18 protein-coding genes and 1 pseudogene are annotated in these 19,583 nt (G+C 50.4%); 12 read left to right on the top strand and 7 right to left on the bottom strand.

The window, feature by feature from the left end; translation table 11 throughout:
* Positions 1-616 precede the first annotated feature (616 nt).
* Both OVA10_RS23060 and OVA10_RS23055 read left to right on the top strand, forming a co-directional pair.
* Positions 617-865, top strand: coding sequence for an Arc family DNA-binding protein (locus OVA10_RS23060; protein WP_268196955.1), 249 nt, complete (start codon positions 617-619; stop codon positions 863-865).
* A gap of 37 nt (positions 866-902) precedes the next feature.
* Positions 903-2,057 (top strand): type I restriction endonuclease, encoded by a 1,155-nt coding sequence (locus OVA10_RS23055; RefSeq protein WP_202783702.1) that lies wholly within the window; start codon positions 903-905, stop codon positions 2,055-2,057.
* A 312-nt stretch (positions 2,058-2,369) separates the two neighbouring features.
* On the opposite strand, the gene OVA10_RS23050 is transcribed toward OVA10_RS23055, so the two are convergent.
* The 5 genes from OVA10_RS23050 to OVA10_RS26075 form a co-directional block, all read right to left on the bottom strand.
* Entirely contained in the window at positions 2,370-2,711 is a 342-nt protein-coding gene (locus OVA10_RS23050) for a plasmid partitioning/stability family protein (protein ID WP_202665881.1), read from the bottom strand.
* Positions 2,712-2,718: 7 nt separating this feature from the next.
* Positions 2,719-3,675, bottom strand: a complete 957-nt coding sequence (parM, locus tag OVA10_RS23045; RefSeq protein ID WP_202665873.1) for a plasmid segregation protein ParM domain-containing protein — start codon at positions 3,673-3,675, stop codon at positions 2,719-2,721.
* A 230-nt stretch (positions 3,676-3,905) separates the two neighbouring features.
* Positions 3,906-4,778: a hypothetical protein gene (locus OVA10_RS23040; protein ID WP_268196954.1), complete on the bottom strand. Its 873-nt coding sequence runs from the start codon at positions 4,776-4,778 to the stop codon at positions 3,906-3,908.
* A gap of 797 nt (positions 4,779-5,575) precedes the next feature.
* Positions 5,576-7,198, bottom strand: coding sequence for a YfjI family protein (locus OVA10_RS23035; RefSeq protein ID WP_268196953.1), 1,623 nt, complete (start codon positions 7,196-7,198; stop codon positions 5,576-5,578).
* 284 nt (positions 7,199-7,482) lie between these two features.
* Positions 7,483-7,845, bottom strand: a complete 363-nt coding sequence (locus OVA10_RS26075) for a helix-turn-helix transcriptional regulator (protein WP_320338175.1) — start codon at positions 7,843-7,845, stop codon at positions 7,483-7,485.
* A gap of 381 nt (positions 7,846-8,226) precedes the next feature.
* Here OVA10_RS26075 and OVA10_RS23025 point away from each other — a divergent pair, with 381 nt between their 5' ends.
* The 3 genes and pseudogenes from OVA10_RS23025 to OVA10_RS23015 all read left to right on the top strand — a co-directional run.
* The gene (locus OVA10_RS23025; RefSeq protein ID WP_268196952.1) at positions 8,227-9,993 is read left to right on the top strand and encodes a hypothetical protein; all 1,767 of its coding nucleotides are present in this window, start codon (positions 8,227-8,229) and stop codon (positions 9,991-9,993) included.
* Between the two features lie 245 nt (positions 9,994-10,238).
* Complete coding sequence (locus OVA10_RS23020) at positions 10,239-10,853, top strand: DUF2913 family protein (RefSeq protein WP_268196951.1); 615 nt, start codon at positions 10,239-10,241, stop codon at positions 10,851-10,853.
* Between the two features lie 188 nt (positions 10,854-11,041).
* Positions 11,042-11,224: pseudogene (locus OVA10_RS23015) on the top strand (transposase); the annotation flags it as partial.
* 14 nt (positions 11,225-11,238) lie between these two features.
* Here OVA10_RS23015 and OVA10_RS23010 read toward each other — a convergent pair.
* Both OVA10_RS23010 and OVA10_RS23005 read right to left on the bottom strand, forming a co-directional pair.
* Positions 11,239-11,481: a TraR/DksA C4-type zinc finger protein gene (locus OVA10_RS23010; RefSeq protein ID WP_174341243.1), complete on the bottom strand. Its 243-nt coding sequence runs from the start codon at positions 11,479-11,481 to the stop codon at positions 11,239-11,241.
* 13 nt (positions 11,482-11,494) lie between these two features.
* Entirely contained in the window at positions 11,495-11,695 is a 201-nt protein-coding gene (locus tag OVA10_RS23005; protein WP_174341242.1) for an ANR family transcriptional regulator, read from the bottom strand.
* An 884-nt stretch (positions 11,696-12,579) separates the two neighbouring features.
* Here OVA10_RS23005 and tssB point away from each other — a divergent pair.
* The 7 genes from tssB to OVA10_RS22970 all read left to right on the top strand — a co-directional run.
* Entirely contained in the window at positions 12,580-13,071 is a 492-nt protein-coding gene (tssB, locus tag OVA10_RS23000) for a type VI secretion system contractile sheath small subunit (RefSeq protein ID WP_050862708.1), read from the top strand.
* Between the two features lie 34 nt (positions 13,072-13,105).
* The gene (gene tssC / locus OVA10_RS22995; protein ID WP_268196950.1) at positions 13,106-14,653 is read left to right on the top strand and encodes a type VI secretion system contractile sheath large subunit; all 1,548 of its coding nucleotides are present in this window, start codon (positions 13,106-13,108) and stop codon (positions 14,651-14,653) included.
* 13 nt (positions 14,654-14,666) lie between these two features.
* Positions 14,667-16,016, top strand: a complete 1,350-nt coding sequence (gene tssK, locus OVA10_RS22990; RefSeq protein ID WP_268196949.1) for a type VI secretion system baseplate subunit TssK — start codon at positions 14,667-14,669, stop codon at positions 16,014-16,016.
* Positions 16,013-16,702 (top strand): type VI secretion system protein TssL, short form, encoded by a 690-nt coding sequence (gene tssL / locus OVA10_RS22985; protein WP_268196948.1) that lies wholly within the window; start codon positions 16,013-16,015, stop codon positions 16,700-16,702. Before tssK ends, tssL begins: the two co-directional genes overlap by 4 nt.
* Positions 16,702-18,390: an OmpA family protein gene (locus OVA10_RS22980; protein ID WP_268196947.1), complete on the top strand. Its 1,689-nt coding sequence runs from the start codon at positions 16,702-16,704 to the stop codon at positions 18,388-18,390. The genes tssL and OVA10_RS22980 overlap by 1 nt, the downstream gene beginning before the upstream one ends.
* Positions 18,391-18,392: 2 nt before the next feature.
* Entirely contained in the window at positions 18,393-18,884 is a 492-nt protein-coding gene (locus tag OVA10_RS22975; RefSeq protein ID WP_021241774.1) for an Hcp family type VI secretion system effector, read from the top strand.
* 164 nt (positions 18,885-19,048) lie between these two features.
* The coding region (locus tag OVA10_RS22970) for a Clp protease N-terminal domain-containing protein (protein ID WP_326493407.1) at positions 19,049-19,583 on the top strand (535 nt) is incomplete at its 3' end.

Raw genomic sequence — 19,583 nt, 5'->3', positions numbered from 1 at the left:
ACGACCCATAAGGACTCTATGCCCACTCTGTTCAGGTTAAGCAGGGAGTTTTGCGAAATGGTGAAATGCAAATTCATCATTCACAAATTATAAACGGATAGAACGACCACAAGATGCACGTCATTTCAAAAGAGCCTTTGAAGGGAGCGGAAAAGCGATATCCCAACGATTCGTTAGCCATACACGCTCTACCGCTGCAACGTTCGTTCTGGCGTTAACGCACCAGAGTGCTTACGCGGCTAGCGTTTGACACTCATGAACGAAAAGAGGACTCCCGGCCCTGTGGGGCTGAGTGTCCTCTTTATGCCGTTTTGCAACGGTGTTCAACTCTACCTCTTCCATTGAATGTCAAAGCCATTTGTCGTCATTTTAGATACCGGACAGACCGTCATATGCTTACCGCATGCCCGGCATATCATATTAATAGATTGTAAATTATTTTTAATAAAGTAAATCAATTTATTAAAGGTTAAAAGACCAACCATTTGAAAAAAAACACTTTTAGAGAAAAAGGTAAAACAGAACCCACACACACCTAAGGTACGTATCACTCTGGTACGCATTGATAGCAGAATGATACCTACATAGCATTCTGTTTGCCGACAAGGAGGTACGAATGTCAGAAAGAAAATACAGGAACCCTCAAGTAAATTTGAGAATACCTTTAAGCCTCAAAGAAAGTATCACTTTTATTGCTAGAAATAAAGGACGCTCAGCAAATGCGGAGATGGTAGAAGCCCTGCAATATTGGGTTTCTGAATTCGAAACAAAAAAACAATCGAACATAGAAACCTTATCTGAAAAAATCATGAATATGGAAGCAGATATAAGTCGGTTAAAAAGTATAGCAAACAAAAAAAAGTAATCTTTATGCTTTATCATGGAATAATAAAGGAAAGACGATGGAAAATTTTAAAAACAGAATTTCATTACACGCTGATCATGTTAAAAACATGGGGGCATTCTGCACAACCGAAGAAACAACCAAGCAAGCGTTAATAATGCCATTTCTTGATGTTTTAGGCTTTACGCCTTATGACCCAACAAAAGTTAAAGCCGAATATTACGCAGACTTCCCAGGAGTAAAGGCCAATGAGCGTGTCGATTATGCATTATTTTGCAATGACGTCCCCGTTATGTTTATTGAGGCAAAATCATTCTCAGAAAAGCTCGATAACCACTGCCCTCAACTTTCAAGGTATTTCAATTCCACTCCTGAAGTTACCGTTTCAGCAATAACAAATGGCGTTGAATGGCGTTTTTTCACAGATTTGAAGCAGAAAAATATTATGGACCCAACCCCATTCCTGAAAGTAAGGATGGACAAAATAACAGACTCCGATATCCGGCAGCTGTACAGGTTTAGATACGATACTTTCAAGCCTGAAACCCTTAGAACTCTTGCCGAAGAGAGCGTATTTCTTTCTGAGTTCACAAGGGTGATAAGCATGAGTCTACGGGATGCAGACCAGGAATTTGTAAGATATGTAGCTTCAAGATCAAACATAGAGAGACAGTTAAATCAGCGATTTCTTGACTCCATAACGCCTATTGTCAAGCAGGCAGTAGAGAAGTCTGTGAGTGCCATGGTTGTTCAGGGCCTGTCCAATACTGACGCTATCAGCAATAGCACGCACAATGAGAGTGCGCCTCAAGAAGATGCAAATGGCCCAATCGTTAATCCTGAAAATCAAAACATTGTCACGACAAAAAAAGAACTTGATCTATTTAACATTGTTAAAAAAATTGCCGGTGATAATTTTGATATTCAGTATAAGGATACGGAATCTTATTTTGGCATTTTGCTGGACGGGAAAACAAATCGTTGGATCTGCAGATTTCACGACAAATCATCATCATATATTACTTTCCCGGTTGAACTTAATGAAACTCAGAGCAATGAGATAAAAAGAGCGCGCCTTGACTTTGTCAATCAAAAATTAACAATTGAATCGCCAGATGATGTGATGAAAATTTCTGGGATAATTATGGATATGATTGATTATGTTAGCAATGACGAAAACTTCAGACGAAAACAGCAACTGACAGAGGTTTAAAACCTATATAAGAAGGGGGGGGGCAGGATGCCATCACTGATAATTTCTGAAGGCGAGAATATGACAGGCAGTAAATGGCAGAACAGCGATGAAGCCTGTGAAAAAATGGCACCGCTTGCCCCCTGAGCACAAAACCAGCCATCCATCCGCTACGCACCGGAAATGTGGTGATAGCCGTGCTGCAACGTTCGTTCTGGCGTTAACGCACCAGAGTGCTTCTGCAGCTTGCGTTTGACACTCATGAACGAAAAGAGGACTCCCGGCCCTGTGGGGCTGAGTGTCCTCTTTATGCCGTTTTGCAACGGTGTTCAACTACCCCGGCAGCATCCCGGCAAGGTTTGTGGCCGACTTGCTTACCGGTGACGGCTGCTCAAGCGGTACCCCAGGGGCCGGGATCGCCGCAGGCACGTTCAGAAACGACGTGAGCATCCTCAGCAGGGTTTCTGCACCGGTATCGTCCGCCAGCAGTGCGGCCAGTAACGGGGGCAGCCTGGCGTCGATCTGCCCCAGCGCAATGCCTGCCAGCAACGCCGTTCTGGCCTGTTCGCTGCGATCGCCACGCGGGCATGCATCAAGGTAGCTGTCAGCAACGCGTTCACCTGCATGCGTCTCCGGGCGCAGGTAAATCAGCACTTTTCTGCGGTTCATCGGCAATACTCCCTTACCCCAGCGCCAGAAGACCATGCACCAGCGCGAGCTGAGGATCGTCAGCGACATAAAAACGATCGTTGCGCAGGTTCACGTGATCGCGGATGGCGTCGGCCACCAGGAATGCGCCTCCACCCGCTACCGTCACATGCGTGTATCCTTTAAACCTGTCGATGATCTCAATGACCCGGTCGCAGAGACGTTCGATACCCTGCCGGATAGCCTGTCTGACCTCCTCAACTGCCCCGGGATCGTTGATGTTGTTTTTCATAAAAACGTCGTCGTGACGGTTGATGATGAGCTGATCCATATTGTAACGTGAGGTCTCCATATGGGTTCTTCGTAGCGCCTGCCCAACCGCATCGGTGACCAGCGATATCCCGAGATCAGGGTAGCCCTGGATACGCGAGATGGATGACATCTGGCCTGCAACCATCGCGATATCCAGCGTGGTTCCGCCCAGGTCAATAATCAGCACGGAATGCGTGGGTAAGAGCTTATCGCACAGCCCGATGCCGGCGGGAATGGACTCAGGCCGGACGATGACGCGGGAAATCGTAAATACCTTGCCCTTATCAAGTTCAACGGCCTGACGCAGGCTTTTCTTCTTGCGGTCGATGTTCTCAGTGCGAACCTGGGCGTGTTCATCGTAAAACTCACTGAGCGGCAGGGTGACCACAATCTCGACCTCCTGAGGCATCAGGCCGCTCGTCAGCAGGGCGTGATGCACCGCCACGGCGTTAAGCGGACTGTACTGCCATTCGATGTGATTCGTCGGCAGCGTATCCGGTGAGATCCGGTCAAATGAATACCGCTCACCACCCGCGATGTAGTTGAATGCCTTCCCTGTGCCGAGCGTTGCGCACCATTCGCGCCTGAAGCTGTTGGGGCTGACGTGGGTGTGCGTCCGGCCCTGGTGTTCCCAGAGTACCTTGATATTGGTTGAACCATCGTCGATAAAAATACGCATTATTTCACTCCGTTAAGTGAGTCGTTACTGAGCTGATGCTGAGCCACGCGCAGGCGATGCGCCATTGCTGAGGCAAGGATGAGAACATTCCGTGCCGGTAAAGGCTCACAGAGACAAAAACGGGTTGTTCGTGAGCCTGCGGTGAGACCTGAACGGTACGGAGAAGGGAAGGTGAAAACCGGGGAAGAGGCCATCGCGCTTCCCCGACGGGTTACATCACATGCCTGTTTTTACATTAAGCGTTTCAGGATGTTAGCCGGAACGACAAAACAGGTCTTTTCCTTACGGATATTTCCTCCGCTGTAGCTGTAGCAATAGACCGTATCATCGCTGAAGAGACACTCCTCCAGCACCTTCACCGAGTAAAAGCTGTTATAGAAGTTCACCATCTCGTGCCTGCTGGCAATATTCAGCCCGAAGTATCGCCACAGGTACTTGCCAGTAAGGGCGAACATGATGATGAAGACGCGTTCCATTGAGTACCGCTTGTTGAAGGGATTTAATATCCGCTTTATACGCGCCAGCAGACGATCGGGATCGCCCGCCAGGATCGCATGAAAAATCACGATAGCGAGCAGCTCCACATAAAGCGGGTACTCAAAGTTCGCCAGCCGTTGTAAGTCTGTTATGCGGGACGAGTCGCTCCTGAGCTTTATACGTATCAGCTCGAAGCGAAGGAGCAACATAATCGGCTGTTCGCGGTTGAGGGATTTTAACGACACATTCCTGCCTGCGTTCCCTCTGAACCGTTTTGTCGGGCGTAATCTGCCCAGCGCCTCCCTGACCTCTGACAGACCAAACCGCTCAACCATCGCCTCGTACATCCCCCCTTCCATCGGATAAGGTTCCCCTGAGGCCTGGATGCCAGCTAAACCGTTATGCTGATACGGGAGCGCATCTCCGTTACGACGGTTAATCAGGGCTGGTACAATCATCAGATTCTCAGGGCTGTTCGCCCCTCCCTTTCCATTCGGGTACAGATGAGCCGCTTCCAGATTAAGCAGCGCTTTCGGTTTATATTTGCGCTGAGACCCTTCGTATACAGCGACCGCATAGCTACGCTGATGTTTTGCTTTCAGCTTGTACAACTCGTAAATATTCATGATATCCTCCGGCCCCGATACGGAGCCTAATAACAGTGGATTGCGACTGACGGCGTTCTCAATATGTCGCCAGTAGGATGATGACAGAATGCTCTGACCTGATGCTGAAATTAATTTACACGCACCTTTCTGTCGGCATTCGGTATTGCAGTATTTTTGATTGCGGGTATGCGATAGTGAATTACTGCAATACTTGCAGCAGAGCAGTAACCTCCTTTCTCTTTTTTCTTTATTGGTAACGTATGTCCTGTAATGTTCTTCACACAAACCTGCTTTACCGGCAGGTGTGTGAAAGATGATTTCTCTCTTACAATTACTTCTGTCACATTGAGTCATAATGAAGTGAGTAAATGGTTATAATAAGATACTGATAAATGGGTTAAATGAATAACAAGACACCTAGCTTTAATTAATTCAAATATTCATTCCTTAACGGTTAATGAAGGCTCGTATGCCATATTTGTAAAAACCTTTCGGGTCGTGACTGGCGCATAAGGCCCCCGGACAGCCATGACTGCCCGGGGCTTTTTTATGCATTTAGTGCTCATTGTCGTACCTAGTTATGCTTTCTTCGCGTCGCGGTTCCTGCGCTGACTTTTTTCCTGATTATCGCCATTCTGGACGAAGTTTAAGCAGGTTATTACATGACGGCACAGATAACCCTGCCATTTCTGCTAACCATTAGCAGAAATGACGTATCGCAGAACACTCGTCGATTTTTCGTGGTGAAAAAACACACAGAGGAACTGTCGGGTAAGAATAAAGTATTTTGCATATCTATGCAGGTATGGGCCGGCTCAAAAAATCAGTTCAGGTAAATAAAAATACGTCATGCCATCCAGAAGAGGTGGTTTAAAAAAGGTGTAACCTTCAGGGAACTGTTGGTTCAGGCACCAGTCCAGGTCCGGGTGTTTAATCGCGATATAGATCGGTCCTCCACGTGTGGACTCGAAAGCCATGATTCTCTTCTGCCAGATAAGCTGCGTCAGAATGGGATTAAGATTGTCTGCCAGACGAAGATTAATGGATTTATTCCTCGGTCCGGAAGTCTGAATTTCTGATTTGAGTATGAGGGGGAAATTTCTCTGCAACATTTTATTGTATATCCACTGATAAGCCTCCAGTACATTCCGTTCGAATTGATAACGCCTGGAGTTTTTCCAGAATAATTTGCTGCTTTGCGCGATATACCACTCAATAACGTTGTGCGCGCACTTAATGTTATTCTCTGATATCTCCTCAGAACGATTGCCGCTAAAGTAATGGAAGACGGCAGCGAGTCTTAAGGCGTTTGAGCCTGATTTAAGAGCAATATCAGCAATATGTTCCCATGGTCCTCCGTGTGCGATTTTTTGTTGCATTTCTGCCCGTCTGGTGGCCATAAAAGCCGCCGCATGAGGAGACAGCTTCAGTTGCTGCTTATCGGTCATACCACAATAAAAACGTTTTCTGGCCTCCTCCAGCAGCTCTGTTACCCTGTTGTTGAACGTGTCGACCGGAGAAGTGAACCGCCAGGCGCTGGCCTCGCTGACTAGGCGTCTGAGGGGGGCGTTATTGATGGTGTTGCCTGTAAGCTCATGAGTGCAGCTTATCAGGGTACGGGCCAGGAAGCCGCTACCTCTTGCCGAATCAGGGTTTTTGAGCAGATAGCTGTTGAACAGATCTGGCTGAGTCAGCATGCAAAACATCAGGCGGGGCGTGAACTCATAATCCACTCCCTTACGAACATAGCAAAAGGGAGACGCATCCCACCCAAGCGTGAGAAGTGCCGGATCATCTTTTGCGGGCGAGGCGAAAAATGTGCTGGCTTCTTCAAGGAAAATGGCAGCTTCAGGGTTATCTTCAAGCTGGCTGATGAGCCCGGCCCTGCTGAAGTCCTGATAGATAAACTTGAACTTCTTCGGCTTACGCGGTTCCTTTGCCATATGTTCTACAAGCGCTCTTTCCTCCTTTTCCCTGTCGCCATAATTTCCCGTGGCCTCCCTGAGATTTTTTTTCAGTCCCCGTGTTATTTCATCCCATACGCTCTTTTCACCGTTATAGCGTTTCATTTCCTCCTGATAGATATCATTACATTTTGATGCAAAGTCCGTGAAAACTTTCATGACAGGTTTAAAGACCGTGGATTTTCCCGCGCCGGAGTCCGCGATGATAATATAATCCAGCACCACAGGTTCAGGTACATTTGTGTGTAGCGGTATAACCTCAACAAGCGGGAGACATGTAAGTGAAGCTGCAGCAAGATAAACGCTGACTACTATCTCTGGTGCAACGTTTTTGTCTTTGCATACACTTTCAATTGCCTGCGTAATAGCCACAGGGCAGGAATCTAACGGGAAAGGTTGGGGGGTGTCAGGACCCGCATTCATTGAGGGGTATGCAGAATGCGTGCCCGTATGCATAACAGGATAATTATACATGATGGGTTTCCATATTTTAAAAGAGCGTGAATGATGCGCCCGCTATAAAAAAGGCGCAGCGGTTCATTCAGAGAATATTTATTTCTGTTTTTAAGAAAGATAACTGCTGAAGCATTAAATAAAATGTCCTGCTATTAACCTTTTCTCCTTCTGTTTATCATTTTTATTTATGCCGCTGGATGGCGTCAGCCTGCTGAGGCTTTATTCGGTCGCCAGGAATCAGTGCTTTTCCGGTTTCCCTTTTATGTGCCAGAATGATGACAATCAAAATACGGGCGATGACGTTACGTTTTCGGGCTACTGCCTGATGTTGCACGCCCGTTGATATACTCGTACACCTCGCTGAGTATCCAGCGGGAAGCCCTTCCAAACTTAAGCGGTTTAGGGAACAGACCCTTCTGGATCTGCGCATATATGAACTTGTCGCTGGTACCTGTAAGCACCATAACCTCCTTCATGGTCATAAACGCGTCACCTTTATTGAAACGCGGATAACAGGCATTTCGGGAGCCTGAGCCAGTCGTTTCAGGCGCGTTGTCTGTTTTAGCCGGCTGGGTTTTACCGCCATGCGGAGCGAAGTCAGTCTGAACGGCAGCATCGTTCAGGGCTGAATTTCTCGAATGCGTGTTCTCTGGTCTGGTTAACATGTTGCTTCCTCCTGTTTTAAGTTGTACGGAACGTTAAATTTAATTTCATATTGTGTCTGTGTGCGCCTTCAGTGCGGACACGTCTCCATTACTCCTGATTCCGGTCGCGGGACCTGAGTGGGGCAATCTTTCCTGAACTTCCTTTTTAATTCAAGCGGTTATTTTTTTTAGGTGGCCAGGATTTTGCATGGGGTATGAATATTAAAATCAGATAACTGATATTTTTTTTTGCTCTTTTTGTCTTTTTTTGAATACTGTACTTCCGGCCCGGTATTCATTTACAGTCTGATGTTGAAAATAGGTATATTCTTTTTTTTGTGGCGTATGCAAATCCACAAAAAAAGGATTTTTTAACCCCCCATTTAAAAAAAGAGATATTCCATGTCTGTTGAACTGATTGCTCAAAAAGTAGCCAAAAGCCCCCTGATCGTCAGTCAAAACCGCTTCGCCGACTATCTGCGTGCAGTGTGTTCTGAATGGTTACAGCTTGTTCTGGTGACAGAGAGAATAAAGTGTGATGATGCAGGCGGCAGGTGTCTGAAGGAGCTTATTGACGTTGTAAATCGGGTTATGAAAAACCGTCTTGTTACTGAATTTTATAAAAACCACCCTGATGGGATTTCCCCTTTTTCGGGCAGGCATTTACATCGCCATATAGTCCTGGATGGGGTTCTGTCGCATTTTTTTGAAGCTCTTGACGAAAATAAAACAATGCAAGACTACACGGATGATATGTCGTCCTACTGCAAGAATAATCCTGACCCAGAGCGAGGGATACGGTATGAACCGACAAGAAATAAGGTGATAAGTGAGGTCATTCCCGACATTCTGAAGGAGTGTCAGTTCTCGTGGCGCAACCTGAATGCATTAAGATTAGGTTATCCGCATTCGAAAATTATTTTTTTAGTTCTTAATCACGAAAGTTTAATGGAGTCGATAGAAAATGCACTCTCATTTATCGAAAATGACAAGGTTTTTGAAGATTTCCGTATGAAATTGATTACGGATTACATCGTTAAAAAAAATGGCGAAAATAAATGGCCTGAAAACTTTAACGCTGATGACCTGGTATATCGCCCGGATCTTGTTTCCGGACTCAACGATGAAATTTTAAAAGCCGCGGCAGATAAAACAATTTTGCTATCTCAAGCGACGTCTATGTCATTTAGCGCTATACCGGAATGGCATATGCTCGTTGGTGGGCCTGAGTTATTTGAAGAGTCACCTTCCGTCGCCAGCAATAATATAGCAGGAATGAATCACATAGAAGAATATTTAAAAGGCAAGGATGTTTTAAAGGTTCATCTTGAATATGAAGGCATTAAGGGGTTATATAAAGACGGTTGTGAAAGGTTTTTTTTGCTAGAGTTGAGGGAAAGGCTTCGTGCTAAGATATCCCCCGGAAGAATGGAAGTAAACTATCAATATCAAATGTTACAGCAGTCTCTTGATGAGGTCAGGAGATGTAATTTTATTCTTTTGCAGGCAAAGAAAAATAAGTGCTACCTGGCCGCCAGCACAATCCTGCGCGGAGCGCGTTATTCTCACTGGCTCTGGATTAACGCATCTGAGGTAAAAGGATCTATATTAAACAAGGCGGAGAAGTATTGTTCCGAGAAAAATAAAACAGGAGGGGAGGATGATGGAAAACCACTGCTCAGGGCAACCACGGTAAAACAGTCTTACGAGGATATACGAAAGCATGCCAGGGATTATCTCGTTCCCCTGGTTTTATCCCAGGTGGAAGAACGCCAGCATCTGTACACTGCTTTGCTCCCTGTACTGAATAATCGCATAACTGAAGAATGTGAAAATTTTGTGACAGAACTGAAAAAGATGTTGCCTGAGAAGATCTCCCTGCCGGAGCGTGGCTTTCGCTGGTATCTGGCGACCGGCGAAAAAATACGACAAAAGTTGCTTGCTGATGAAAAAGATGGCGTGGATTTTAGAGATTACCGTTTAGTCAATTTGCTGAATTGCTTCGGACTGGATGAGGCTACCATCCAGAATCTCGTGGAGGAGAGTCGTCAGGATAGTAACGATTGCTTCCTGTTAAAGGAGCACTGGATCAACAAGCGGTTGCCAGGCATTTGGGGGGAGTGTCTTAAAAGCCCCCTGTATCTTAACGAAGCACTCGATCTGCAGTGATGACTGAAACTGAAGGCGTCGGTAAATCCACCAGAGAGCGATACGAAATGTTTATCGCATAACGGTAAATGCAGCCTGGAGCGGATTGAAGCGAGCGAACCAGGCTGCAGAGCAAGAAGATAACGGTCTGTTGCACATCAGACGGGTTTAACATGCGTCAAATCGGGTGCCTTATTCAGTACTCGTGCGGTAATTTCAGAAAAACACTCTTTCATCTTTTATCCCTCCGTTTATACTCCGGCACCATGAAACAGAACAACACATTTACTGCAGAAGAAACCCTGGCCGCGCTGGGGCATCTGGCCTGGTGTGCGCTTGTGGCCCTCAGGCTTGCACAGCTAGACGGTCAGGCGCTGTCCCCGCTGATGGCGCACGCCTTCCTGATGCGCTGGCTTGGATCAGCTCAGCGGCAGAAACGCTTTTCCCGCGCCATCGCCGATGATATTGAGGACCTGCTACGGTGCGGGCGACAGAAGGGGGCGGGCGCGCAGCTTCAGCAGCGCCTGGAGGGCGTGCTTGCCGCCAGCGATGGGCCGGTGCAGGCGCAGTCTGAACTGCACCGCCTGACGTTTGCCATTGACCGGCTTAAATCGCAGGGCTGGGTAAATGCGGTGGTAACGGATAAGGAATGGCGGCGGGATAATCTTCGTGATGAGTATGCCGTGGAGCGGGCCCTGCTGGTCCGCAAATCAGAGCTGGTGCGCCAGTTCTCGGACGCAGGCAGGCTGCTGGGACCGGTCACGTTCATGACCACCGGTGAGCCCGATGTGGTGCGCGATACCCTGTCGGCATTTGCCCTGCTGTCTGAGGTCGCAGAGCCTGAGCGCATTATCCTTAAGCCGTCATCAGACGGTACCTGAAGCGCTTTGTTGACCGTACCCGTGAGCGCGCGGTAAACCGCAGGGCGTGCCTGCCCGCAGCTGAGTGAATGCTGTGAAGACGCGCGCAACAGTCTGAACTCTGGTAAGCGTCAAGCTACTGCCGCCTGTGATTCTGGTTCCGGGATCGTTAGGTTAGAGCTCCTTCTAAACCAGATGGAGCTCTATTCATGGAAAACACTGCCGACTGGTGAACTGAATCACGCACAGTCTATTCCAACGACTTTAAACTTCGTATCGTTGAACTGGCTTCTCACCCCGGAGCCAATGTCGCAAAAATCGCGAGAGAAAACGGGGTTGCTCACAACCTCATTTTTAAGTGGCTGCGCATGTGGCAAAACGAAGGCCGGATAATGTCGCTTACGGCTCAGTCTGCGTCGTTATCAGCAACGCGGACGGAGCCGACTTTCTGATAAAACTCCCTGCGCTCCTGGCATTCCACGCAGGTACTGACGCCGGGAAGCAGCTGGCGACGGCGTTCAGGTATGCTGACGCCACAAATCCGGCACTCTTCAGTGCCAGAAGATGCAAGCTGCGCGCGAATGGAGGTTAAACCCTGCGCGATGAGCTGTTCTTCCGCGCCCTGTGCCTCATCTGCAATATCAGCCATGACGGTATTCTCCTCAGATTTTTTCTGGTGCTGAGCCACGAACACAGCGCTGTTCGCAGTATGCCTTACGTGCCTGCGCCCACTCCAGATTAACCCTGAACCGCGCTGCCGTTGATGCATCCTGCCAGAACAGCGCGGCATCGTCGTAATTCCCTTCTCGTTCCGCATTGACCGCCTGTTCTGCCAGGCGGCTGAATTCACTGTATGGCTTCATTGCTGGTTCCTTGTCCTGTGCCTGTGATCCTTTGCCGATACTCTGCCGGTATATTCCCGCGACAGCGAAAATGACGTTGAGTTAATCCATCCCTGCATGCAGTACATTGCCTGCTGCAAAACCAATATCAGATTAAATAAAAATAACAATATTTATTTTTGGTTCTTCTTTATATCAAAATAAATATGTTTTCTGTTTTAAATAGTCTGGGTGGTTATTTTTTTGTGTGATTTTACACATCGAAGGGGCGGGTTATTTTTGGCTGGTGTCCATTTACATCGCATTATAAATTATGCAAACTTATACAGATGGCGTTACGGCGAGAGCGAGTGAAAATCCAAATCAAAAGCATCTTTGTGTCGGGCTGTGAAAGCTGTAACGCCATCCCTTTTTCAGCTTATGCAATGCCTCTTTCATTCAGGGGCAATCAGCGCAACTGATTATTGCTGGCAGTAAAGATATGCTTTTATATCTGTTGATATAGTTTAACTGAAAGGGACGTCATGTCTGAGATTTGTATTGTAACCGGTGGCTCCAGCGGTACAGGCAAAGCAACCGCGCTCCTTGCCCTGTCACGTGGCTATCGTGTTTACAATTTTGATTTATTCGCGCCAGAGACTGAACCGCCAGGGTCTTGCGGAATATTTGTCAAATGTGATGTAACAATTCGTAATGACGTGGACGAGGCTGTCAGTTCCGTCTTTGCCCGTGTCTGGTAATCGCTTTAATGCGGCATGCCACGGGACAATATCCCCACCCTCAAAAAAAACATGAGTCACAGGTTTGCGCGAATGGCGTATTTCTGGCTGATGTATTTTCAGTTCAGCCCTTTTCCGGTGTCTGGACTGAAACAAGGTAAATAAAAAACAAACGGAGGACAGACAATGAGCTATCAGTCAGAAATACCAAAGTCCCGGGTCAACATAAAGCTCGATCTGCATACGGGAACAGCTAAAAAGAAGGTTGAACTTCCCCTGAAGCTGCTGGTTGCCGGTGATTTCAGCAACGGTGCCGAACAGCGTCCCCTTTCTGAACGCCAGAAGGTCAACATTAATAAAAATAACATGAACAGCGTGCTGGCGGAATTCTCACCGTCAGTCAGCATGGCGGTGGAAAATACCCTGGCCGGCGACGGCAGCGAAGATGCGATTACGCTCGCCTTTCGCGACATGAAGGATTTCGAACCGGAACAGGTCGCCCGTCAAATTCCACAGCTGAAAGCCATGCTTGCCATGCGCAGCCTGCTCCGCGACCTGAAGGCCAACCTGATGGACAACACCGCCTTTCGCCGGGAGCTGGAAAAAATCCTCCTCGACCCGTCACTGAGCGCTGAACTGCGCGGTGAACTCTCCGCCCTTGCCCCGAAACAGCCATAACGCCCGCAGCACGTAACGGATTAACAAAGAGAAGATGCTCATGTCTGTACAGAATGAATTGAATACCGGTGGCGAAACCGTTGTCCTGGACCGTCCTTCCGCCGGCGGGGTGTACGCCTCCCTGTTTGAAAAAATCAGCCTGACCCCGGTTTCTGAGCTCAGCGCGCTGGACATCTGGCAGGACGCGCAGGCGATGTCGGAGGCGACCGCGGATGAACGTCTGACCGCCGGCATGCAGGTGTTTCTGGAGTGCCTGACGAAAGCGGGCTCAAAAGTGGAGAAGCTCGACCGCAACCTCATCGACCACCATATTGCGGAGCTGGACTACCAGATTAGCCGCCAGCTGGATGCGGTGATGCACCACCCGGACTTCCAGGCCGTTGAAAGCCTGTGGCGGGGCGTGCAGTCCCTGGTGGATAAAACCGATTTTCGCCAGAACGTGAAGGTTGAGCTGCTGGATATGTCCAAAAACGACCTGCGCCAGGATTTTGAGGACGCGCCGGAGATTATCCAGAGCGGACTCTACCAGCACACGTACGTTTCAGAATACGATTCTCCGGGCGGTGAGCCGGTTGCGGCCCTGATTTCCGCGTACGAGTTTGATGCCTCTGCGCAGGACGTTGCCCTGCTGCGCAACATCTCGAAGGTCGCTGCTGCCGCGCACATGCCGTTTATCGGCTCGGCCGGCCCGGCATTCTTCCTGAAGGATTCGATGGAAGAAGTGGCGGCCATCAAGGATATCGGTAACTACTTTGACCGTGCTGAGTACATCAAGTGGAAATCCTTCCGTGAAACCGACGATGCCCGCTATATCGGCCTGGTGATGCCGCGCGTGCTGGGACGTTTACCGTACGGCCCTGATACCGTGCCGGTTCGCAGCTTCAACTACGTTGAGGACGTCAAAGGGCCTGACCACGAGAAGTATCTGTGGACCAACGCCTCGTTTGCCTTTGCCGCCAACATGGTGAAGAGCTTCATTAACAACGGCTGGTGCGTACAAATCCGTGGCCCGCAGGCTGGTGGTGCCGTTCAGGACCTGCCCATCCACCTGTATGACCTCGGCACCGGCAGCCAGGTGAAAATCCCGTCAGAGGTGATGATACCGGAAACCCGCGAGTTTGAGTTTGCGAATCTGGGCTTCATCCCGCTGAGCTACTACAAGAACCGCGACTACGCCTGCTTCTTCAGCGCTAACTCCACCCAGAAGCCGGCCCTGTACGACACGGCTGATGCGACCGCCAACAGCCGCATCAACGCCCGTCTGCCGTATATCTTCCTGCTGTCGCGTATTGCGCACTACCTGAAGATTATTCAGCGCGAAAACATCGGCACCACCAAGGACCGCCGTCTGCTGGAGCTTGAGCTCAATACCTGGGTGAAAGGTCTGGTGACCGAGATGACCGACCCGGGCGATGACCTGCAGGCTTCACACCCGCTTCGCGATGCCAAAGTCATCGTTGAAGACATCGAGGACAACCCGGGCTTCTTCCGCGTGAAGCTGTACGCCGTACCGCACTTCCAGGTGGAAGGCATGGACGTCAGCCTGTCGCTGGTATCCCAGATGCCGAAAGCAAAAGCATAAGCCAGGAGCAGGGATGAAAATTTATCGTCCACTGTGGAACGAGGGGGCTTTACTGTCCCCTCAGCAGTTCCAGCAGCAGGCTGAATGGGAGTGTTTTCGAAGTCGCGGTGCATCAGCACTGGCATCCCCATTTCCCTGGGGTGTGGAAAAGATTGAACTTAATGACGGTCTTCTGTCGTCCGGTCTGATACAGATTACGCAGTTACGCCTCTGGCTGGAAGATGGAACGCTTATTGATGCGCAAAGGAGCGATCTGCCTCCCGCGCCGCGTGAGTTAGATGCCAGCCAGCTGGCAGGTCTCGATTCCGTAACCGTTGTCATCGCACTGCCTCACATGCAGCCGGGTATTGCCAACGTTGAGCAGGAAGGTATATCCCCGGATCGTCCGCTTCGCTATCGCGAAGAATGGGTGACGTTGCAGGATGCCTTTGGCTCTGAAGAAGAATCCATGGCCGTTGCCCGGTATAATTTCACCATCCGGTTTGCCCATGAAAGCAATGATTCCTGGAACGTCTGCCCGGTAGCAAGGCTTATCCGGGATGGACAAAATGCGTGGCGACAGGATCCATCTTTTATTCCTCCAGTGGCATCTTTTGGGGCAAGCCCGGTCCTTCGCGAACGTCTGGTGCTGCTCAATCGCCAGCTACGTTCCCGACGTCAGCGACTGATGACCATGCGACGGGAAAGTAATGAAAGGCTTGCCGATTTCGCGGTTGCCGATGTTTCCCTTTTCTGGTTGCTGAATGCGCTGAATTCTCACGCCAGGGTGCTGACGGAATACGAACGTTTTCCTTCCCGTCCACCAGAACAGGTGTGGGCAGAGCTCGCTCGTCTGGCAGGCAGTATGCTGACTTTTTCCCTGGACCATGATCCTGACGCCATACCGGGCTATGACCACGAGGAACCGGCCAGTGCATTTCCTCCGCTCTTTGACCTGGTCACAGAGCTGCTGGAAGCAAGTCTGCCATCCCGGGTCATTGCTCTGGAAATGTCCCGACCGGACGGACAGACCTGGAAGGCCAGCCTCCACGATATCCGCCTGCGTGAAGAGGCTGACCTTTATCTCTCTGTTCGCTCGGATATCCCTGCCTGGCAGGTCGCCGATAAATTCCCTGCACTCTGTCAGGCAGGTTCACCTGATGATGTCCGCGAGATCTACGGTGCTGCACTCAAGGGGATCCCTTTGATCCCGGTGAGCAGGGTCCCGGCAGCATTGCCTGTACGCATGGAAAACCAGTACTTCGCCCTTGATATGGAAAGTCCCGCTGCACATGAAATGCAGGAGCAGGGGGTATGTATGTTCTATGTGCCTGAGCTACTTGGCGCCCTGGAACTTGAACTGTTTGCGGTATTGCGCTCATGAGACAGGATATCGATATCGACCAGCTGATGGCGGAGACCTGGCTTACCGTCACCATGCTTAAAAAAGGTGCCGTCACGCCTGATGGCACTGCGCTTTACAACAAATGCGTTAAACAGGTTGAAACTGTGCGGGAAGCGCTGGAGCGTGCCGGTTATGACGACGCCAGTGTGGAGCATATTTCCTACGCACAATGTGCCCTGCTGGATGAAACGGTGATGAGCCGTAAGTCTGAAAAAAGCGAAGAAGGTGAGGCGCTGAAAGTGGATGAAGGCCAGGCGGCCTGGCGTAAAGCGCCGCTTCAGGCCCGTTTTTTTGGCTCACTTCGGGCAGGTGAGGCGCTATGGGATCGCATTGCAGAGATTCTGCGTCAGCCCTCACCGAACCCGGCCGTTTTAACCTGCTATCACCGGGTGATAGCGCTGGGCTTTCAGGGGTTATACAGCCTGAAAGCGGTCAGCCAGTCGCAACGTGATGAGGTAATGAAAACTCTTTCTGAACGTGTTTCTCCGCCTGATGCTGGCCTGTCTCTGGTTGTTCACCGGATGGGTAAACATCGCTGGAGTCTGATGCGCTCAGTCTGGTTCTGGATAGCGCTCGCCGTCATTCTTACGGGCGTTATCTGGTGGGGTGGCCATCTCTGGCTCCAGGCACTCTTGTCAGCACAAATACCGGAGCTGCATGGCTAATGCGTAGATCAGTCATCATTCCGGTAGTCCTGCACGCCCTGGCAGCCGTTGCCACGTTGTTATGGTTGCTGTGGTATTTCATCCCGACAGGCAACGTTTTTAACGGTCTGTCCACGCTGCTGATCCTCGTTCTGGCAGGCTGGACTGTTTTTAAAAACTGTCGGAGCGAAGAGCTCACATCCGACGTTACCCTCCCGGCCGCTGAACTGCCTTTACCCGACGTCCGGGGTCCCGTTGTACTGGTGTGCGGTGACATGCTGGACGCGTTATTTCAGGGGAGTCCTCTGCGTAAAACAGCCCAGGGATGGTGGCTGCGGGCGGGTGACGTCACCCGGTTAACTGACGTTGTCCGCAGTATCCAGACGCAGTTCCCGCGCCAGGTTGGTCAGCTTTCGGTGATGTACCGCTGCCTGCCAGACCATCATCAGGATGAAGCCGTTCTTCGTTCCGCACTGAAAACGCTGCGCCAGCAGTGTAAGCAGATTACATCCCTGACGGGTTTCACACTACCGGTTGTGTTGAGTGCAGAATTTTCCGGGCCAGAAACGCCCTGGATAATCGTTCGGGGTGATAAGCCGATTGTCTGTCCGGTAAATGATTCGCCGCAGGCTTTCATCGACTGGCAGCAGGCGGAAGACAATATCCTGGCACTGCCAGCCGTCAGCGAGGCATTTTCCTTTATCCGTAATACGCTGGCTGAAGAGCTGGAAAAGCCTGATCGGTTAACGCCTCCTGAACGAGCATTCTCTGTGGCAATGCGCCTCGGTACCGTCCTTCCCTGTACAGAGTCAGTCTGGGCCGACTGGCTATATACCCGCACCTGCCTGCGGTTTACCCGGAAACCAGGGCAGACTGCCCCGGCAAGTTTGTTTCCGGATGCGGTTCTGCCGCTGCTGGCACCTTTTGCTTCAACTGTGCAGGGGGGCCAGCGTACCCGTCGCCTGATCCTGCTGATGTGGCTGTGTGCACTGACCGCATTGGGTATTTCTGCGCTCAATAACCGTGACCTGATCCGTCAGGTGAGTACCGATTTGCAGCGCTGGAATGCAATCCCGATGAACCACTATCGCCCTAAGGCAGAATCACTGGCCGCCCTGAAGCAGGATGCCCTCCTGCTTGAACGCTGGCAGCGCCAGGGTGAGCCTTTGCGTTACAGCCTGGGCTATTACCCGGGGCAACGCCTGTGGCTGGCCTTGCAGCAGGCTATCGATACATGGACACCACCAACAGCCCCAACAGCCCCTGAACCAAAATCAGTACCGAAAATTGTTCGTCTCGACAGCATGTCGCTCTTTGATTCCGGTAAGTCCGTGCTGAAACCGGGCTCCACCAAAATGCTGGTCAACTCGCTGGTCGGGATCAAAGCCAGACCAGGCTGGCTTATCGTGGTCAGCGGCCACACAGACAATACCGGTAGCGTTCAGCTCAACCAGACCCTGTCTTTACAACGGGCTGAGGCCGTCCGTAACTGGATGCGTGATACCGGGGACGTACCGGAAAGTTGCTTTGCCGTGCAGGGTTACGGTGACAGCCGACCTATTGCATCAAACGACACGCCTGATGGCCGTTCGCATAACCGGCGTGTCGAGATCAGTCTGGTACCGCAGGCTGACGCCTGTCGTCTGCCAGGCACAAAAAACGCGTCACAGGATGTACGTGACGTTTCAACTCAAGAAATGGAGAAGTAAACATGGCAATCCCGGTTTATCTGTGGCTGAAAGACGATGGTGGCGCTGACATCAAGGGTTCCGTAGATGTGAAAGATCGCGAAGGAAGCATCGAAGTTGTTGCTCAGGAACATAACCTGTACATCCCGACTGATAACAACACTGGCAAGCTGACCGGAACCCGTATTCACACGCCGTTCCTGTTTACCAAAGAAATCGACTCTTCCAGCCCGTATCTGTACAAAGCGGTGACCACTGGCCAGACCCTGAAATCTGCTGAGTTTAAGTGGTACAAAATCAACGACGCCGGTCAGGAAGTTGAATATTTCAACACCAAACTGGAAAACGTCAAGCTGGTGAAAGTCGCACCGAAAATGCACGACATCAAGGATGCCTCCTTCGAGAAGCATAATCACCTTGAGCAGATCGAGCTGCGATACGAAAAGATCACCTGGACCTACAAAGACGGCAACATCATTCATTCCGATTCCTGGAACGAACGCACCACCGCGTAAGACCCTGGCGGACAGATCCCCTCTGTCCGCCATTTTTGTTTTGCTCCGCACAGCGCCTGCCAGACGGACGCTTTGCAGAGCAGTCTCACAATTTATCGGCATGAACCTTATGGGCATCGGTTAACGGCCATGGGCGGTAGCGTGCCTGAACAAGAGGGAACGACATGGAACATCATTCAGCAGTCCTGCTACGACGACTTAACCCTTACTGCGCCAGAGCGCTGGAAGGTGCAGCCTCTTTATGCCAGACCCGTGCGCATGCAGAAATCACGCCGGAGCACTGGCTGTTAAAGTTGCTGGAGCAGGGCGAAGGTGACCTGACCGTTCTTGCCCGTCGCTATGAATGGGATATGGATGCCGTCTGGCAGTCACTCCTGAGCTGGCTTGATGCACAGCCACGTTCAGTACGCAGCCGACCGGAGCTCTCTGCCTCTCTCCAGACCCTGCTGAAACAGGCCTGGCTTGCCGCCACGCTCGCCGGAGATGAGCAGATCCGCAGCATACATTTGCTCACGGCCATGATTGATACGTCAGGGCTGACGCGCTGTGAGGGCCTCTGGCCCTTAATGACGCTGACCACCAGCCAACTGGAAAGGTTACGTCCCTTGCTGGAAACCCAGTCAGATGAGCGTCGTGACGCGGCTCTCGGCGAATCAGCAGGCAATGTCACCATGATGGGTAGAGCAGCGCCATTGGCAC

Origin of the sequence: Lelliottia sp. SL45 (assembly GCF_026672535.1) — a bacterium.
GTDB classification, from domain to species: domain Bacteria; phylum Pseudomonadota; class Gammaproteobacteria; order Enterobacterales; family Enterobacteriaceae; genus Enterobacter; species Enterobacter nimipressuralis.
Note: the sequence above shows the minus strand (reverse complement) of the source record. Positions and strands in the feature narration are given on the sequence as shown.